The 18,262-nt window shown below is 58.3% G+C and carries 16 protein-coding genes; all 16 read right to left on the reverse strand.

Translation table 11 applies throughout. From position 1 onward, the window contains the following. Nucleotides 1-4: 4 nt before the first annotated feature. Nucleotides 5-1,378, reverse strand: coding sequence for an o-succinylbenzoate--CoA ligase (gene menE / locus HYQ67_RS07845; protein WP_202303059.1), 1,374 nt, complete (start codon nt 1,376-1,378; stop codon nt 5-7). After that, nucleotides 1,375-2,340 (reverse strand): o-succinylbenzoate synthase, encoded by a 966-nt coding sequence (gene menC / locus HYQ67_RS07850; RefSeq protein WP_202303061.1) that lies wholly within the window; start codon nt 2,338-2,340, stop codon nt 1,375-1,377. The genes menE and menC overlap by 4 nt, the downstream gene beginning before the upstream one ends. Beyond that, entirely contained in the window at nt 2,340-3,197 is an 858-nt protein-coding gene (menB, locus tag HYQ67_RS07855) for a 1,4-dihydroxy-2-naphthoyl-CoA synthase (protein ID WP_202303063.1), read from the reverse strand. The genes menC and menB overlap by 1 nt, the downstream gene beginning before the upstream one ends. Then, entirely contained in the window at nt 3,194-3,976 is a 783-nt protein-coding gene (gene menH, locus HYQ67_RS07860) for a 2-succinyl-6-hydroxy-2,4-cyclohexadiene-1-carboxylate synthase (protein ID WP_202303065.1), read from the reverse strand. The genes menB and menH overlap by 4 nt, the downstream gene beginning before the upstream one ends. Continuing rightward, complete coding sequence (menD, locus tag HYQ67_RS07865; RefSeq protein WP_202303067.1) at nt 3,973-5,643, reverse strand: 2-succinyl-5-enolpyruvyl-6-hydroxy-3-cyclohexene-1-carboxylic-acid synthase; 1,671 nt, start codon at nt 5,641-5,643, stop codon at nt 3,973-3,975. Before menD ends, menH begins: the two co-directional genes overlap by 4 nt. 82 nt (nt 5,644-5,725) lie before the next feature. After that, a complete protein-coding gene (gene menF, locus HYQ67_RS07870) occupies nt 5,726-7,027 on the reverse strand; it encodes an isochorismate synthase MenF (protein WP_202303069.1) in 1,302 nt (433 codons plus the stop codon). 122 nt (nt 7,028-7,149) lie between these two features. Continuing rightward, nucleotides 7,150-7,449: a stress response protein ElaB gene (elaB, locus tag HYQ67_RS07875; protein WP_202303071.1), complete on the reverse strand. Its 300-nt coding sequence runs from the start codon at nt 7,447-7,449 to the stop codon at nt 7,150-7,152. A 93-nt stretch (nt 7,450-7,542) separates the two neighbouring features. After that, nucleotides 7,543-7,992 carry a GNAT family N-acetyltransferase gene (locus HYQ67_RS07880; RefSeq protein WP_202303073.1) on the reverse strand — a complete coding sequence of 150 codons (450 nt, stop codon included), beginning with the start codon at nt 7,990-7,992 and terminating at the stop codon, nt 7,543-7,545. Nucleotides 7,993-8,082: 90 nt separating this feature from the next. Then, entirely contained in the window at nt 8,083-9,540 is a 1,458-nt protein-coding gene (nuoN, locus tag HYQ67_RS07885) for an NADH-quinone oxidoreductase subunit NuoN (RefSeq protein ID WP_202303074.1), read from the reverse strand. A gap of 6 nt (nt 9,541-9,546) precedes the next feature. Further along, nucleotides 9,547-11,076: an NADH-quinone oxidoreductase subunit M gene (nuoM, locus tag HYQ67_RS07890; protein WP_202303076.1), complete on the reverse strand. Its 1,530-nt coding sequence runs from the start codon at nt 11,074-11,076 to the stop codon at nt 9,547-9,549. Nucleotides 11,077-11,193: 117 nt separating this feature from the next. After that, a complete protein-coding gene (gene nuoL, locus HYQ67_RS07895) occupies nt 11,194-13,035 on the reverse strand; it encodes an NADH-quinone oxidoreductase subunit L (protein ID WP_202303078.1) in 1,842 nt (613 codons plus the stop codon). Further along, nucleotides 13,032-13,334, reverse strand: coding sequence for an NADH-quinone oxidoreductase subunit NuoK (gene nuoK, locus HYQ67_RS07900; RefSeq protein WP_121268556.1), 303 nt, complete (start codon nt 13,332-13,334; stop codon nt 13,032-13,034). Before nuoK ends, nuoL begins: the two co-directional genes overlap by 4 nt. Next, entirely contained in the window at nt 13,331-13,885 is a 555-nt protein-coding gene (gene nuoJ / locus HYQ67_RS07905; protein ID WP_202303080.1) for an NADH-quinone oxidoreductase subunit J, read from the reverse strand. The genes nuoK and nuoJ overlap by 4 nt, the downstream gene beginning before the upstream one ends. Nucleotides 13,886-13,895: 10 nt before the next feature. Continuing rightward, a complete protein-coding gene (gene nuoI / locus HYQ67_RS07910; RefSeq protein WP_202303082.1) occupies nt 13,896-14,438 on the reverse strand; it encodes an NADH-quinone oxidoreductase subunit NuoI in 543 nt (180 codons plus the stop codon). A 14-nt stretch (nt 14,439-14,452) separates the two neighbouring features. After that, nucleotides 14,453-15,430 carry an NADH-quinone oxidoreductase subunit NuoH gene (nuoH, locus tag HYQ67_RS07915; protein WP_202303084.1) on the reverse strand — a complete coding sequence of 326 codons (978 nt, stop codon included), beginning with the start codon at nt 15,428-15,430 and terminating at the stop codon, nt 14,453-14,455. Next, nucleotides 15,427-18,150 (reverse strand): NADH-quinone oxidoreductase subunit NuoG, encoded by a 2,724-nt coding sequence (nuoG, locus tag HYQ67_RS07920; protein ID WP_202303086.1) that lies wholly within the window; start codon nt 18,148-18,150, stop codon nt 15,427-15,429. Before nuoG ends, nuoH begins: the two co-directional genes overlap by 4 nt. Nucleotides 18,151-18,262: the final 112 nt, after the last annotated feature.

Raw genomic sequence — 18,262 nt, forward strand, 5'->3', positions numbered from 1 at the left:
GGCGCTAATGCTTATCCCCCCTACTTTTCTCATTACCCCATGCAATTAACCGGGCGCGGGATACTTTTATCCCGCCCTGTTTTATCGAATCTGGCAGACGCAACCAGCGCACAGGCTGCTGGAAACGCGCCAGCCTTCCCTGCACCCACTCGGCCATAAGCGACAGATCAAATTCCGCATCCGCTTCGACCACCGCAACCGGCCGCTGACCAAACTCGGCATCGTCAACGGGTACGACAAATACCTGCTTTACCGCCGGGTGTGCAGCGATAACGCGCTCTACTTCTTCCGGCTGGATACCTTCTCCGCCGCTGAAAAAGAGATTATCCAGACGCCCGATAATCGTCAGACGCTTGCCGCTTAGCGCGCCCCGATCGCGGGTGCTGAACCAGCCCTCGTCATTGACAATCGGCACCAGCCTGCCGTTACGCCAGTAGCCGCAGGCCAGGCTGTTGGCGCGGATCCAGACCTCGTTTTCAACGATCTTCACTTCGCGACCGGGCAGCGCCTCGCCGACGTCAGGCAGCCCGTCAGCCCGTTTGGCACACACCGTTGAAGCAAGCTCCGTCAGGCCATAGCCACACCAGCAGTCCACGCCGCGCGCCTGTGCTGCTTCGGTTAATTCGACGGGGATTGCCGCGCCACCCAGCAGAACCTCACGCAGTGCCAGAGGCTCAGATTGTTCGAGCAGGCGCCAGAGCTGCGTCGGCACAAGCGAGGCGTGCGTGCAGCCCTGCAACGCATCCGCGAGAGGGTGAAGCGGCCTCACAACCATGCAGCCACCGGCAAGCAGCCAGCGCCAGAGGATGCCCTGCCCGGAAACGTGAAACAGCGGCAGCGAGAGCAGCCAGCTGTCGTCCTTGCCATAATTCATCACCGACAGCACGCCCTGCGCGCTGGCAAGATGCGCGGCAAAAGTATGAACCGCGGCCTTTGGCAAACCGCTGGAGCCGGAAGTCAGCGTCATGGAAGCCAGCCGCTGCGGCTGCCAGTCAGTCTGCCAGGGTTTATCTGCCATTACCTTAAGCGTGGTGAATCCCGGAACGGGCTGCGCGTCATCCAGCACCAGCGCGTGGCTGATGGTCAGGCCGGGAAGCAGTTGGCTGAGTAAAGCGTCCGGGAGCTGGGGATTGAGCGGCAAGACCCGCGCACCGCATTGCAGCAGCGCCAGCCAGCAGAGTACAGCTTCAGCGCTGTTTTTTGCCCGCAGCGCAACGCCGTCTCCTTCCCGAACGCCCTGCTGGCAGAACCCACCGGCCAGCGCATCGACTCGCTGACAGAGCGTCTGCCAGTCCAGCGTTTCATCCGCCAGCCGTAGCGCCGCAGCTTCACCACTAAGCGTTGCCCAGTGCTGCCAGGGCCAGCTAACAAAATTCATAGTACGCGCTCAAGCTTGTCCAACTGCCAGCACGGCAGCGGACTGCCCGGCCATTCCCGCACCAGCTGCGCCTGCATCAGCGACAGCGTATCAAGCCCGGGCACGGTCTGCGGCGTAAGCCAGGCGGCAATGCGCGCCAGCTGCGTCAGGCCAAGACTGGACTCAATGGATGAGCTGATCACAGCCGTTAAACCCAGAGCCTGCGCCGCTTCCACCTGCGCCCGTACTTTTGCCAGGCTGCCGGTAAGCGTGGGTTTGATAATTACGGCTTTCAGGCCAGGCTCGGCAGCAAATTCAAAATCCGCCTCGCGCAGGCTTTCGTCCCAGGCAATCGCAATGCCCGTTTCGCGCGCAAATTCGCGTGACTGCTCGCGGGTTTTACACGGTTCTTCAATAAAGGCGATGCGCGGACGCAATTCAGGATTGACGTATTTTGCAAACTGCTGCGCCTTAAGCGGCGTCCAGCCACGGTTGGCGTCCAGACGCAGACTTAAGTCAGGCACCGCTTCAAGCAGCAAGTTGACGACCATGCCGTCGCGCACGGCTTCGTACAGGCCGACTTTCACCTTCGCCACTTTCTCGCCGGGCAAAGCTTCCAGCATCGCAAAAAGCTCGTCCGGGTCGCCGGTGCAAAGCGGCGCGGCGCGATAGTCTGCCGCCGCTGGCAGCTCACCGTTGAGCTCCGCCAGCGCGCAGCTCAGGCCAAACGCCACGGAAAGCAGCTCGGGCAGCTCACTGCCCCAGCCGGATTGCCAGGCCGTTAGCCACTCCAGCGCGACACCTTGCGCGTCGTCCACGGTTTCAGCGCTAAAGCCCGGCAGCGGGGAGATTTCCCCCCAGCCTTCTTTATCACCGTCACAAAGACGCACCAGCAGGCCGTCGCGCGTTTTCAGGCGCTGATTGCGCAGCACTACGCCTGCATCCATCGGCACCTGAAAGCGCCACAGCCCCACGCTTCGCATTACGGATTCCGTTTAAATTTGCTGAAGTCCGGCTGACGCTTCTGGTTAAACGCGTTGCGCCCTTCCTGACCTTCTTCGGTCATGTAGAACAGCATGGTGGCGTTGCCTGCAAGCTCCTGAAGACCAGCCTGACCGTCACAGTCAGCGTTCAGCGCAGCTTTCAGGCAGCGCAGCGCCATCGGGCTGTTTTCCAGCATCTCACGGCACCAGCGCACGGTCTCTTTTTCCAGATCGGCATTCGGCACTACGGTGTTAACCAGGCCCATATCCAGCGCTTCTTTCGCGTCGTACTGACGGCACAGGAACCAGATTTCGCGCGCTTTTTTCTGGCCCACGATGCGGGCCATGTAAGAAGCCCCCCAGCCGCCGTCGAAGGAGCCGACTTTCGGGCCGGTCTGGCCGAAGATGGCGTTTTCAGCCGCGATTGTCAGATCACACATCATGTGCAGTACGTGACCGCCGCCGATGGAATAACCGGCTACCATGGCCACAACTGGTTTTGGACAGGTGCGGATCTGGCGCTGGAAGTCCAGCACGTTCAGGTGATGGGTGCCGCTGGCGTCCTGGTAGCCGCCGTAGTCGCCGCGTACTTTCTGATCGCCGCCCGCGCAGAAGGCTTTTTCGCCTTCGCCGGTCAGGATAATCACGCCGATGTTGTCATCGTAGCGGGCATCCGCCAGGGCGCTTATCATCTCTTTGACGGTCAGCGGGCGGAACGCATTGCGCACTTCCGGGCGGTTAATGGTGATTTTTGCGATACCGTCCGCAGATTTGTGATAGCGGATGTCGGTATAGCCTTCGGAGCAGTCCTGCCATTCAACCGGGGCGTAAAGTACTTTTTCATCAGGATAAATCATGGTGAGACCTCAATATATTGACGCAATAAAGTGAGCAGGCAGGCGCGAAACGCAGCAGGATTTTCCCTGTGCGCGTTGTGCCCTGCTGCGGGAATAAGATGCGGTGACAGGCTCAGACCTGCGGCAACGGCGCGGAATTTTTCATCCCGCGCACCACAAATATAGTGAAACGGCACGTTCAGCTGCGTGAGCGCGCCCTGAAGATTGGGCTGCACGCCCAGGGAGGTGGATTCGAGCATCATAGCAAGCGTTGCGGGATTGTTGTGGCTGCGCAGCTCCACCAGCGCCTCCCGCTGTACATCCGTCAGCGAGCGGAACACCGGCTGCTGATACCAGGCTTCAAGCACCTCAGCAACAGGCCGTTCACGGAAGCGCTGCGCCCAGAGCTGGTCAGACGCCAGCCTCGCTTTACGAGCCTCAGGATCCGCAAGCCCAGGATTTCCGCCCTCGACGATCAGCCCCCGCAGCCCGGTATTTTCTGCCTGACAGGCGTGATACATCGCCACTCGTCCACCGAGCGAGTACCCCACCAGCCAGTAGTTAAGTATGTTGTAACTAACCAGTGTTTTACGCAGCAAATCGTCAACCGCAGCAAAACCTTCTGCCGAAATCTCTGCCGAGCCGCCGTGGCCGGGCAGGTCAACGGCGAGCTGCGGCCACTGTGCAAACGAATCGTAAAAGGGTACCCACTCCTGCTGGCTGCCCAGAAAGCCGTGCAGCCAGACCACGCAGGGCAGATCCGCACGCAGGCCTGGCATGTGGGCCGCATGCAGAATCATGCCTGGCTGACCTGCGCCAGCAGCGTTTGCAGAGCCTGCGCGCCGTCCGTTTCCGGCACGGTTATTTCAACTACCGTAGCCCGTGGCGATTTCCAGGCCTGCGTCACCACGCTCTCAAGATCGCTCCAGGAGGAAGGATTGTGGTAGGCCAGCCCGAACATCGCCGCCGCGTGAGAGAAGTTGACGTCCTGCGGCATGCAGTAGAAGCGCTCGCGCTCGGCGGCAGGCGTAGGCAGCAGCGAAAAGATTTGGCCGCCGTTGTTGTTCACCACCAGCAGCACAAAGGGCGCGGAAACCTGACGCAATAACGCCAGCGAGTTCATGTCGTAGAGTGCGGACAAATCCCCGACGATGGCAAGCGTGGGGCGAGCTGTCGCCCGCTGGACGCCAGCAGAAGTCGAAAGAAGACCGTCAATGCCGCTCGCGCCGCGGTTGCTGTAAACCGGGTAGCCCGCGGGCATCTGCGCAAAGGAGTCAACGAGGCGGACAATCAGGCTGTTGCCCACGAACAGCTGGCCCCCTTCGGGAAGGAGTTCCGGCAGGCGGGCAGCGACCTGGGCCTCGCCAAATTCGGCGGTGCCCAGCTTTACGGTATCCCGCGCCAGACGAGCCAAAGGCGCTAATTTTTCTGCCCAGGCAGATCGTTTTTCAGCCGGGTGAAGTTCCAGCCACTCGCCGATGTTAGCTGAAAGACGACGGCCACGATGGTTAGCGGGATCAAGCCTCCCCGGCAGCGGGTCGACAATCCAGTACTCTTCCGGCTGGCAGGTGGCCTGCCATTGCAGTACGCGCTTGCCCGTGAGGCTGCTGCCGAACTGGATGATGATTTGCGCCTGGGCTAACTCCGTCGTTGCCTGACTGTTGCCGAGCCACAGGTCCGCACAGGGCAGCGGCTGCCCGGTTTGTGACAGCACGTCACCAATCAGCGGCCAGCCGAGCATTTTTGCCCATACGGCAACCTGAACGCCTTCTTCGGCGCTCATGCGTCCGGCCACCACCACGCCACGCTTCTGACGCCAGAAGAACCAGTCGCGCTGTTTAGCTATTTCGTGCCCGTAGACTTCCCGCAGCCAGGGTTTATCCCCCTGCCACCAGTCGCCGAGTTCATTCAGCCAGCCGCTACCCGTTTCATCCGGCGCGCCATACAGGGGTTCCGCAAACGGGCAGTTGATATGCACGCCACCGCTCTGCTGCTGGCCCAGCGCGCTATCAATACTCGAAACCAGCCAGCGGGCAGGAATATCCTGCGTCGGACGCGGCAGGTTTACGCTAACCGTGGGATGAGAGGCGAACATGCCCGGCTGGCGAATCGCCTGGTTGGCGCCGCAGTCGATAAGTTCCGGCGGGCGATCCGCCGTCAGCAGAATGAGTTTCTCACCCGTCAGCCCCGCTTCAATCAGGGCGGGATAGAGATTCGCCACCGCCGTGCCGGAGGTCACAATCACGGCCACGGGCTGGCCGCTCGCTTTCGCAAGACCTAATGCAAGATGGCCCAGCCCACGCTCATCAAAGTGGGTGTGGCAAATAAAAGCCTGATTCTCCGCAGCGGTTAAGGTCAGCGGCGTGGAACGAGAGCCTGGGGCAATGCAGACGTGGCGCACGCCGTGACGAGTGAGCGCTTCGAGGATCACCTGCGCCCAGCGGCGGTTAAACGAGCTTATCGACATTTTCTGGTCCTGAGTCAAATTCGCTGACTCATTATAATTAATGCTGGAATGGTTATTTTGATATGAATCGGTAATGAATCATTCAGAAAGCTGTACTGGTCAGCAGGGTCCGTAAACTGGCCGCTTTATTTTCAATCTCCTGCCACTCTTGCTCCGGGTCAGAGCCGGCGATGATCCCCGCCCCCGCATAGAGCCGCACCGTGATATTGCTGACCTTTGCCGAACGCAGCGCCACGCAAAATTCGGTTTGCTGGCAGGAGAGATAACCAGCCGAACCGGCGTACCATTCACGATCGAAGGGTTCAAAATCGTTAATGAATGCCTTCGCGGATTCTCGCGGTAAACCGGCAACCGCCGCGGTTGGCTGCAGCTGTTCAAGGCAGACAGCGTCATCCGGCTGCGCGAGCTCGGTCCAGATACAGCGGCGAAGATGCTGTACCTTGCGCAGGCGAACCACCTGCGGAGGCAGCACGTCCAGCATGCCCGACTGATTTTTAAGACGTTCGCAGATATCTTCCACCACCAGCATGTTTTCACGCTGGTTTTTATCATCTTTCAGCAGCCACTGGCCCAGCGACCAGGCGTGGTGATCGTCTACGTGATTAGCCACCGTTCCGGCCAGCGCCTCAGTGCGCAGCGCGGAGCCAATACGCCGCCACAGCCGCTCCGGGCTTGAGCCAAGGAAAGCGCTATCGGCATCAAAGACCATCATGAAATGGAAGCAGCGGGAGTTTACCCGACGGCTGGCGGCCATAAATGCCGCGGGAGAAACCGGGGCGGAGAAACGAAGGTCGGTGGCGCGGGCCAGCACGACCTTCTCCAGCTCGCCGTTGCCAATGGCCTGTGTTGCTTTGCCAATCAGGCGATACCAGTCATTCTGCCCCGGCTGATGCTGCTCGCTCATGCATTGCAGATGCAGGGGAAGCAAAGGTTTGGCCGGTAGCAGGTTGCCAATAAATGCAGCGGCTTCGCGCGCATCTTCTTTGAGCGAGGTTTCACTATAGAGGTGCAGCCACAGGCAGGCTTTCCCCCCCTGACGCCGCCATTCAAGACGCGAGAGAAACAGGAAACCCTGCGCCGGGTCGAATGCATTCAGACCCCAGATACGCAGCGAAGGAATTTTTGCATACGTTTTGAGAAATGTCTGGGCTTCGGCCAGGGAAGAAAACTGCCGCAGGGAGCCCAGCGCCGCCACTTCATCGCTGCCCTCGCGTTGCTGCCAGTAGAACTGAGGGTACAGCTTCTGGCAGGCCAGCCAGGCCAGCGGATCGGAGTCATCGCTCAGCGTGACGTCCACGCACAGACGGTGAAGCCCTGGCGCATCCGCAAATTCGCCTGTCAATGCAAGCTGGAGTTGTTGCAGCGCGACGGTTACTGAATTCACGTTTACCTCACCTTCCCTGAAAACCCTCGATTATACGTGGACATGGCAGCAAAAAAAAATCCCACCCAGTAGGTAAGATTTCTTTTTTCTGGCGCACGTTGAAAACATGCGCCAGTGCCGCTCTAGCGGCGGGCTAGCAGTAGCCCTAATACCAGGCCAACTGCGGCACCAACGCCAACGCCCTGCCAGGGTTTGTCGTGGACGTAATCATCAGCGCGGTACACGGCTTTTTTAGCGCGGTAATAGTAATTGTCAGAGGCGTTGCTGACCCGGTCTTTAACATCGTTTAATGCCTGTTCAGCACGCGCCTTAAGCTCAACGTATTTTTGGTCAGCAGGGTCACCGGAAGAACGCAGGACTTCCTCAAGCGTTTCACTCAACAGGGTCAGATCATCATCAAGACGAGATTCATACGGTTGCATTGTTGTTCTCCGTGTTATTTCCGGGAAAAGGAAGGAAATTTGCTCGTTCGCTAACTATAGACAAAGAGCGTGCTTCTTGCCTGTCCGCGACGTTTAACGATTCGCCATGCCGACATGAGGAATGCCGTCTTCGTCGTAAACTTCCGTCACCGGCTTAAAACCGAAGTGGGCGTAGAAGGACTGCAAATGTGCCTGCGCCCCCAGATAAACCGTGGTCTGCGGCCAGTGCTGCTCGCATGAAGCCATTGCCTGCTCCATCAGCTTATAGCCCAGCTTTTCACCGCGCGCCGCCGGGTCGATAATGACCCGACCAATCACCACCGGCTCAAGGTCATTGCCGCTTTTCAAAATACGGGCGTAGGCCGCAAGCTTGCCGTCGCGCCAGCCGAGCAGATGACGATTTTCGCCGACCAGATCGTCACCGTCGATATCCTGATACGGGCAGTTTTGTTCGACGATAAATACCGCGTTACGCAGGGCCAGCACGCTGTAGAGATCGCTGACGCTGAGTTCGGAGTGATGCAGGTCTTGCCAGATTAACATGCTGATGTTCCTTATTTTCTCGACGGGAGAGTTATCTTCCCCCATAAAAAAACCGCCGACAAGCGGCGGTTTTTCAAAGCAGGGCTCAGCTTACATCAATGGCTTCGCTAACTGTACCAGCTCGATAAGCGGCTGCGGGTAAACGCCCAGCAGCAGCACCAGCACGGCAGAGATCAGCACCACTACGCCGCCCGCGGTAAACGCCCAGTTCCCCGGGGTGTCGCGGTTGAGCTGCTGAGGCGCGCTCAGATACAGGCTCACGGTGACGCGCAGGTAGTAATACAGGCCGATGGCGCTACCCAGCACTACTGCGCCGGTCAGCCACCACAGGTGCGCCTGAACGCCCACTGCGATGATGTAGAACTTACCGATGAAGCCCAGCGTCATTGGGATGCCCGCCAGGGACAGCATCATCACGGTCATGACCGCTGACAGAACCGGTTTGTGCCAGAACAGACCACGGTAGGAGTACAGGGAATCTGCATCCGGGCCACGGTACGGGCTGGACATCAGGCTGACCACGCCGAACGCGCCGAGGCTGCTGAACAGGTAACCTGCCAGGTAAACGCCGACGGATTCCATGGACATGCTGCCGTTTTGCATGGCAATCAGCGCTACCATCAGATAACCCAGGTGTGCGATGGAGGAGTAGCCGAGCAGACGCTTGATGTTGGTCTGGCTCAGGGCCATCAGGTTACCGAAGAGGATGGAGACGAAGGCGATAATGCCCAGCACCACGCGAACGGCCTCGCTGTCACCAATTGGTGCATAGAGGAACAGACGCATCACCACGCCAAAGATGGCGATTTTGCTGGCGGTAGCCAGGAAGGTGGAAACCGGAGCAGGCGCGCCCTGGTAAACGTCTGGCGTCCACAGGTGGAACGGCACCAGCGACAGCTTGAAGCCCAGACCAACGATCATCAGGCCCAGACCCGCCAGCAGCAGCGGCTCGTGCAGCATGTTGTCCGCCAGGCTCTTGCCGAGGCTAACAAACGACAGGCTGCCGGACTCTGCGTACACCAGCGCCATACCGAACAGCAGGAAAGAAGAGGCCGCAGCGGACAGAATCATGTACTTGATGCTGGCCTCCAGCGAGCGTTTCTGTCGGAAAGCGTAGCCAATCAGGCCGAACAGCGGCAGTGAAATCAGCTCAATGCCGAGGAACAGCGCGGCCAGATGGTTGGCGTTCGCCAGCAGAATCCCGCCCAGGGCGGCAATCAGCACCAGCAGATAGAACTCTTCTTTGTTGTCGGTATAGCCCTGCAACCAAGGGTACGCGAAGGTACAGGTTGCGAGGCTTGCCAGCAGCACCAGCCCGGTATAGAGCATGGCGTAGCCGTCAACGCGCATCAGCGGGGTGACATCCATCGCACCGGCCTGCCCTACAAACCACAGGGAGACGAGTGCCGCGTTAAGCCCGATAACGGACAGTGTTGCATTAACAAAATGGTCGCGTCGCCACGCTATGGAGAGCATCACAACCACCACCGTCAATCCGACGATCAACAGCGGCAGCAGCGCGATCAAATGTTGAGGAGTTATAGTCATGGCGAATTACGGCCTTGTAGTTGAAATTGAACTGCTAAACCACTGCTGAACATTGCTCATCGCAGCGTGCGAGGTATCCAGAATTGGCTGTGGATAGAAGCCCAGCAGGACCAGCAGCACCACCAGCAACAGGATGATAAAGAACTCGCGCAGCGACATGCCCGGCAGCTGTTTATCGCTGATTTCGCTCTTCGCTTTACCGAAGTAGGCGCGATGCAGCATCGCCAGGGAGTACACAGAAGCAAACACCAGACCGAAGGTGGAGATCACAGTGATCACCGGCACGGTGTGGAAGCTGCCGAACAGGATCATGAACTCACCGACGAAGTTACCGGTGCCCGGCATCCCGAGGGTTGCCACAGCAAAGAACATCGACAGACCCGGCAGCCATTTGATTTTGTTCCACAGGCCGCCCATCAGACGCATGTCACGGGTGTGCAGACGCTCGTAGAGCTGACCACAGATGATGAACATACCCGCCGCGGAAAGGCCGTGGGCAATCATCTGGATAACCGCGCCCTGGTAGGCGAGCTGGTTGCCGGTGTAGATAGCAATCAGTACGAAGCCCATGTGGGAAACGGAGGTATAAGCAATCAGACGTTTGATATCGGTCTGCGCGAAGGCCATCCACGCACCGTAGAAGATACCGATGACGCCCAGCCACATAGCGATTGGGGCAAACTCAGCGGAAGCCTCCGGGAAGAGCGGCAGCGAGAAGCGCAGCAGGCCGTAAGCCGCGGTTTTCAGCAAGATACCCGCCAGGTCAACGGAACCCGCCGTTGGCGCCTGAGAGTGAGCATCCGGCAGCCAGCCGTGCAGCGGCACCACCGGCATTTTCACCGCAAACGCAATGAAGAAGCCGAGCATCAGCAGCCACTGCACACCGTGGGACATCGGCGTTTTCAGCAGCAGCTCATAGTTGAAGGTCCAGACGCCGGTTGCGTTGTAGTGCACGAACACCAGGCCAAGAATAGCAATCAGCATCACCAGGCCGCTTGCCTGGGTATAGATGAAGAACTTGGTCGCAGCGGTAATACGCGTCTTCCCGTCGGAGGCTTTGTGGCCCCACAGCGCGATCAGGAAGTACATCGGCACCAGCATCATTTCCCAGAAGAAGAAGAACAGGAACATGTCGATGGCAAGGAACACGCCGATAACGCCACCGAGGATCCACATCAGGTTGAGGTGGAAGAAGCCCTGATACTTTTCAATCTCGTTCCAGGAACAGAGTACTGCCAGCACGCCGAGCAGACCGGTCAGCACGACCATCAGCAGCGACAGGCCGTCCAGCGCTAAGTGGATTTCAATCCCGAAGCGGGGGATCCACGGCAGAACAAATTCAGACTGCCACTGCGGCAGGCCAGCGGCCTGCGTCAGCGTGTAGCCGCCGGCTAACCACAGTTGCAGCGAGAGAGCCAGCGTCAGCCCCATGGTCACCAGCGCGATCCAGCGCGGCACTTTTACGCCGAAGCGCTCAGTTTGCCAGCAGAGGAAGCCGCCGATAAAGGGGATTAATATTAGCCAGGGTAATAGCATGGCATTTGTGTCCCTAAGTCAAAATAAACCAAAACATCACTCACCTCCCCTTCCCGGGTAGGGTGGATAAGCGTTAGCGTCATCCACCAATTGCACCCGAGCGGGGAACGAAAGGAATTAGCGCAAGACCAACAGCAGGCCCAGAACCACCACCGCACCAATGCTCATTGAAGCCACATACCAGCGCAGATAACCGTTCTCGCTCACCAGCAGGCCGCGGCCCCCGAAGCGGGCAAGGACTGCCGGAATGTTCATCAGCGAGTTCAGCGGATCTCGCTTCAGCAGCCAGGCAATGCCGAGGAATGGCTTAACGAAGACTTTGTCGTACAGCCAGTCGAAGCCCCAGGCATGGAACCACCAGGTCCCGAAGAAGCGGCCCGGCGCGCTGTTAGCGATAGCCGTCACCAGCGTACGTTTGCCCAGCCACAGCCATGCTGCAATCAGGATGCCCGCGATGGCGACAACGCCAGAGGTTATCTCGAGCGTCAGCACGCTAGCGTGCGCAAGTTCAGCCGTTGCCGGCAGCACGCCCGCTAACGGTGGAACAATCATTGCGCCAACGAAGGTGGACAGCACCAGCAGCACAATCAGCGGCAGGTGGTGAGTAATGCCTTTACCCGCGTGAGCGTGGATCTGCTCTTTACCGTGGAAGACGATGAAGATCATACGGAAGGTATACAGGGAGGTCATAAACGCACCGACCAGACCTGCAATCATCAGATTCATATGACCGTTTGCCAGCGCACCGGCAAGGATTTCGTCTTTACTGAAGAAGCCTGCGGTAATCAGCGGCAGAGCGGACAGCGCCGCGCCACCGACCAGGAAGCAGACATACACCAGCGGAATGGACTTACGCAGGCCACCCATTTTGAAGATGTTTTGCTCGTGGTGACAGGCCAGAATCACCGAACCGGATGACAGGAACAGCAGCGCCTTGAAGAACGCGTGGGTCATCAGGTGGAAGATAGCCGCATCCCACGCCTGTACGCCCAGCGCCAGGAACATGTAGCCAATCTGGCTCATGGTCGAGTAAGCAAGCACGCGTTTGATGTCGGTCTGCACCAGGGCCGCAAAGCCCGCCATCACCAGAGTGATCGCGCCCACGATACCGACCAGATGCAGCACTTCAGGCGTCATCAGGAACAGGCCGTGAGTACGGGCAATCAGGTAGACGCCAGCGGTAACCATGGTGGCAGCGTGGATCAGCGCAGAAACAGGCGTTGGACCTGCCATCGCATCCGCAAGCCAGGTTTGCAGCGGAAGCTGTGCAGATTTACCAACCGCACCGCCCAACAGCATCAGGGTTGCCCAGGTGAGCATCTGATTGCCAGCGGCGAAGTGCGCAGGCGCCAGCTCCACCATTTCGCGGAAGTTCAGCGTGCCCAGCTCGTTGTAAAGGATGAACAGCGCGAAAGCGAGGAACACGTCACCCACACGGGTAACCACGAACGCTTTCATAGCCGCCGCACCGTTCTTCGGATCGGTGTAGTAGAACCCGATCAGCAGATACGAGCACAGGCCCACGCCTTCCCAACCGAGATACATCAGCAGCAGGTTATCGCCCAGCACCAGCACAACCATGCTTGCGATAAACAGGTTGGTGTAGGCGAAGAAGCGGGAGTAGCCCTCTTCCCCACGCATATACCAGGAGGCGAACATGTGGATCAGGAAGCCAACGCCGGTCACCACGGAGAGCATGGTCAGCGACAGGCCGTCCAGCACCAGGTTGAAGCCGATGTTGAAATCACCCACCGACATCCAGGTCCACAGCGGCTGCACGAACGCCTGACGGCCGTTGTTGAAGAAATCAACGCCCGCAATGGCGGTAACCAGCGCGGCCAGGCCGATAGAGCCAATCCCGACGGTGGCAGACAGGTTTTCAGACCAGCGGCCACGGGAAAATGCCAACAGAACAAAGCCAATAAATGGCAAAAGAATGGTTAACCAGAGAAGGTTCATCCACGCATCTCACTTACTGAATCGATATTCAGATTCTGGCGACGACGATGGAGCTGCAGTAACAGCGCGAGGCCAATACTGGCTTCGGCGGCCGCTAAGCTAATCGCCAGGATATACATCACCTGACCGTCGGCCTGGCCCCAATAACTACCGGCAACCACAAATGCGAGCGCCGCGGCGTTAATCATGATTTCCAGGCTAATCAGCATGAAAAGCAGGTTGCGACGGATAACCAGACCCGTCAGACCCAGCACAAACAAAATGGCAGCGAGGATGAGTCCATGTTGCAACGGGATCATACGTTCTCCTCCGTTTTTCTTTTTGTAGCCATTTCTGGACGGTTGCTCAGCACTTCACCTGTGCGGTCTTCACGACCCAGGTGGAAGGCGACAATCAGACCCGCCAGCAGCAGCATGGATGCCAGCTCAACGGCCAGAACGTATGGCCCGAACAGCGCGATGCCGACCTGCTTCGCGTCAATTGCCGTGCCGTCGATACCCTGGTCGTTAAGACCCAGAATCGCGTAAACCAGCACGGCCAGCAGGATGGCGGACAGGACGCCCGGCCCAATCCACAGCTGCGGCTTCAGCCACTCACGCTCCTGCTGCACCACGGAGTTACCCAGGTTAAGCATCATGACCACGAAGACGAACAGCACCATGATGGCCCCGGCGTAAACGATAATCTCCAGCGCACCGGCAAAATACGCGCCGAGTGAGAAGAACACCCCGGCGATAGAGAGCAGAGAGATAATCAGATACAGCAGCGCATGCACCGGATTACTGTGCGTGATCACCCGCAGGGTGGTCAGGATCGCCACTAAGGCGCATATATAAAAAGCGAATTCCATTCCTGACTCCTTAAGGTAACAGGCCTTTGACGTCGATAGGCTTGGCTTCGTTTTCCGCTTCGCCCTTATCTTTGCCGTCGATTGCCATGCCTGCCATCCGGTAGAAGTTATATTCCGGGTATTTGCCCGGACCGGAAATCAGCAGGTCCTCTTTTTCGTAAACCAGATCCTGACGCTTAAACTCACCCAGTTCGAAATCCGGGGTCAGCTGAATCGCCGTTGTTGGACAGGCTTCTTCGCACAGGCCGCAGAAGATGCAGCGTGAGAAGTTAATGCGGAAGAATTCCGGATACCAGCGGCCGTCTTTGGTCTCTGCTTTTTGCAAAGAGATACAGCCAACCGGGCAGGCAACCGCACACAGGTTACAGGCAACGCAACGCTCCTCGCCGTCCGGATCGCGCGTCAGCACGATACGGCCACGGTAGCGCGGCGGCAGATACACTGGTTCTTCCGGATACATCTGCGTTTCGCGTTTCGCGAAGGCGTGCAGACCGATCATCCAGATACTGCGTACCTGGGTGCCGAAACCAACCACTAACTCTTTCAATGTCATGGTTTTTTCACCCCTTATGGTGCCTGATAGAGAATGACCGCGGCGGTCACCAGCAAGTTGACAAGCGTCAGCGGCAGGCAGATTTTCCAGCCAAACGACATCACCTGGTCATAACGAGGACGAGGCAGCGCTGCGCGAATCAAAATGAACATCATCATGAAGAACGCGGTTTTCAGCGCGAACCAGATGAACGGTGGTAACCACGGGCCATTCCAGCCACCAAAGAACAGCGTCACAATCATGGCGGAGACGGTGACGATACCGATGTATTCACCCACGAAGAACAGACCGAATTTCATACCGGAATATTCAATGTGGTAGCCATCGGCCAGTTCCTGCTCGGCTTCCGGTTGGTCAAACGGGTGACGGTGACACACCGCCACGCCCGCAATCGCAAAGGTTATAAAGCCGAAGAACTGCGGGATGACGTTCCACAGGTGCGCCTGGTTGTTGACGATATCGCCCATATTGAACGATCCCGCCTGAGCAACCACGCCCATCAGGGAAAGACCAAGGAACACTTCGTAGCTCAGTGTCTGCGCGGATGCACGCATTGCGCCCAGCAGGGAGTATTTGTTGTTACTTGACCAGCCCGCGAACAGCACGGCGTAAACCGCGAGTCCTGCCATCATCAGGAAGAACAGGATACCGATGTTCAGATCCGCAACCACCCAGCTTGGGCTGACCGGCACGATAGCAAAGGCCAGCAGCAGCGAGGTGAAGGCGATCATCGGTGCCAGAGTAAAGATCACGCGATCCGAGAAGCGCGGGATCCAGTCCTCTTTAAAGAACATCTTGATCATGTCGGCAACCAGCTGGAGCGAGCCGCCCCAGCCAACGCGGTTTGGTCCATAACGGTTCTGGAACAGACCGAGCAGACGACGTTCACCGAAACTCATGAACGCGCCGCAGGTAACGACGACCAGCAGGATAACCACCGCTTTGAGGATGGTAAGCAGAATGTCGATAACATCCGGTGTTAACCAACTCATTGCGCAGCCTCCTGCAGATTTTCAAGACGGGCACCGGCCAGTACCGGGGCAATGCCAGGCATGCCCATTGGCAGACCAACCTGCCCTGCTACCAGACCTTCGGACAGCTGCAGCGGCAAACTTAGCGTCTGGCCTTCGTAGCTGAAGGAGATCAGCTGGCCGGCATTCACGCCAAGCTTCGCGGCGTCTGCCGGGTTGAGAGTCATGTGTGGTGTGACCATGCGGCTCTGGAAGACCTCCGATCGCTGGGACATCTCGTCGCTACCGAACAGGTGGTAGTACGGCGCGATACGCCATTTGCCTTCTTCTGCCTGGAAGCTTTCCGGAACGGTAGTGAAGAAATCGATCCCCGTGTCCGCTGCTTCAATCAGACGCACGCCCGGATCGCCGTGGCGCAGCTTGCCGCCCACTTCGGCCTGGAATTTGTTCCATGCCTGCGGCGAGTTCCAGCCTGGTGCCCATGCGAACGGGATCTGCTGGCGGTCGGCCAGCGGGCTGTTGTTCCCTTCCATAGAGAAGGCGAACATCGTGTCTTTATCCTGCGGCTGACGCGGCTCATGCACGCTGATATTAGCGCGCATTGCCGTACGACCGCTTGAGCGAATCGGCGAACGAGACAGTTTCTGACCACGAATACGGAAGCTCGCATCAGGCGCGGCATCTTTAATGCCGGCCAGCTGCGGCAGGGCTTTCACACAGGCGTCGATAACATGATCGAGCTGCGTCCAGTCCACTTCACGGCTCTGAACGGTGCTGTGCAGAGAGTGCAGCCAGCGCCAGCTTTCGAGCATCGCGACGTTTTTGTCGTAGTAGGACGGGTCATAAACCTGGAAGAAGCGCTGGGCGCGACCTTCGTTGTTGACGACCGTGCCGTCGCTTTCCGCAAAGCTTGCGGTAGAGAGCACCAGATGCGCTTTGTCCATGATCGCCGTGCGCTGATGATCGATAACCAGCACCAGCGGCGCTTTAGACAGCGCAGCATCGACGCGAGCGGCGGAAGCATGACGGTGAAGATCGTTTTCCAGCACCACAACCGCATCGGCTGCGCCGCTTTCCAGTTCGCTCAGCGCCTCTTCAAGAGAGCCGCCGCCAATCATGCCCAGACCAACGCTGTTCACAGCGCGGGCAATCATGGTGATCCCCACGTCGGCACCGCGACCTTTCAGCGCTTTCGCGACGTTCGCCGCAGCCTGAATCACCGCTTCGCTGCCGGAGTTAGTACCAGAAACGATAAGCGGCTTCTTCGCACCCGCCAGCGCCTGAACAATCACGTCGACCTTGTTTTTCAGGTCGCGATCCAGTTCGACTGCCGGAGAGTTGCTGTCCAGCGCGTTGGCAATCGCAAAGCCCAGGCGAGCCTGATCTTCAACCGGTGCGCGGTAGGTCCATGCTGCGATGTCATCCAGGCGGGTGTTATCCACGTTGGTGACAAACAGCGGATGCTTCGCGTGCTGGCCGATGTTCATGATTGCCGCGATCTGCCAGTCAGCCACTTTCTGTGCCGCTGCCATTTCACGTGCTTTACCTTTCACTGCCTGACGAATTGCCAGCGCGGCGCGAGCGCCGGTCTGAGTGACATCTTCACCCAGGATCAGTACCGCATCGTAGGATTCGATTTCACGCAGCGCAGGAGTATGAACTCCGCTTTCGCGCAGCACTTTAAGCATCAGTTGCAGGCGAGCCTGCTCCCCTGCCGCAATGCCGGTATAGAAATTGGCAGCGCCCACCAGCTCACGCAGCGCGAAGTTGCTTTCAACGCTGGCACGCGGGGAGCCGATACCGATAACCTTCTTCGACTGGCGCAGAATATCTGCCGCGCCCTGCATCGCCTGCTCGGCGTTCAGGGTAATCAAATCGTCGCCACGGCGCTGAATTGGCTGGCGTGGACGATCTTTCAGGTTCACATAGCCATAGCCGAAACGACCGCGGTCGCACAGGAAGTAGTGGTTGACCGTGCCATTGTAGCGGTTTTCGATACGACGCAGTTCACCGTAACGTTCGCCAGGGCTGGTGTTACAGCCCAGAGAGCACTGCTGGCAGATGCTCGGTGCGAACTGCATATCCCACTTACGGTTGTAACGCTCGGAGTGGGTTTTGTCGGTGAAAACGCCGGTCGGGCAAATCTCTACCAGGTTGCCGGAGAACTCGCTTTCCAGCGTACCGTCTTCCGGGCGACCGAAGTAGACGTTGTCGTGAGCGCCATAGACGCCCAGATCTTTGCCGTCTACGTAATCTTTGTAGTAACGCACACAGCGGTAGCAGGCGATACAGCGGTTCATTTCGTGAGAGATGAACGGGCCGAGATCCTGATTGCGGTGCGTACGCTTGGTGAAACGATAGCGACGGAAGCTATGACCGGTCATCACGGTCATATCCTGCAGGTGGCAGTTGCCGCCCTCTTCACAGACCGGACAGTCGTGCGGGTGGTTGGTCATCAACCATTCCACAACGCTTTCACGGAACTGCTTCGCTTCGCCGTCATCAATAGAGATGAACGTACCGTCTGAAGCCGGTGTCATACAGGACATCACCAGGCGACCACGGGTATCTTCTGCGTTCTGATATTGCTTCACCGCACACTGGCGGCAAGCACCGACGCTGCCCAGCGCCGGGTGCCAGCAAAAATAAGGAATATCGAGCCCAAGGGAGAGACAAGCCTCTAGCAGGTTGTCGGCCCCGTTGACCTCATATTCTTTGCCGTCTACATGAATCGTAGCCATAGTCAGCATGCTTCCAGTTGGCCTGAGTAACCTCAGGCGTTAATCAAAAATTCTTGTGCGACCTTCACCGCCCGTTTTACTCCCTCGCCCCTTTGGGGAGAGGGCCGGGGTG

The organism is Dryocola clanedunensis subsp. sulfonylureivorans (assembly GCF_016756775.1).
GTDB classification, from domain to species: Bacteria; Pseudomonadota; Gammaproteobacteria; order Enterobacterales; family Enterobacteriaceae; genus Dryocola; species Dryocola clanedunensis.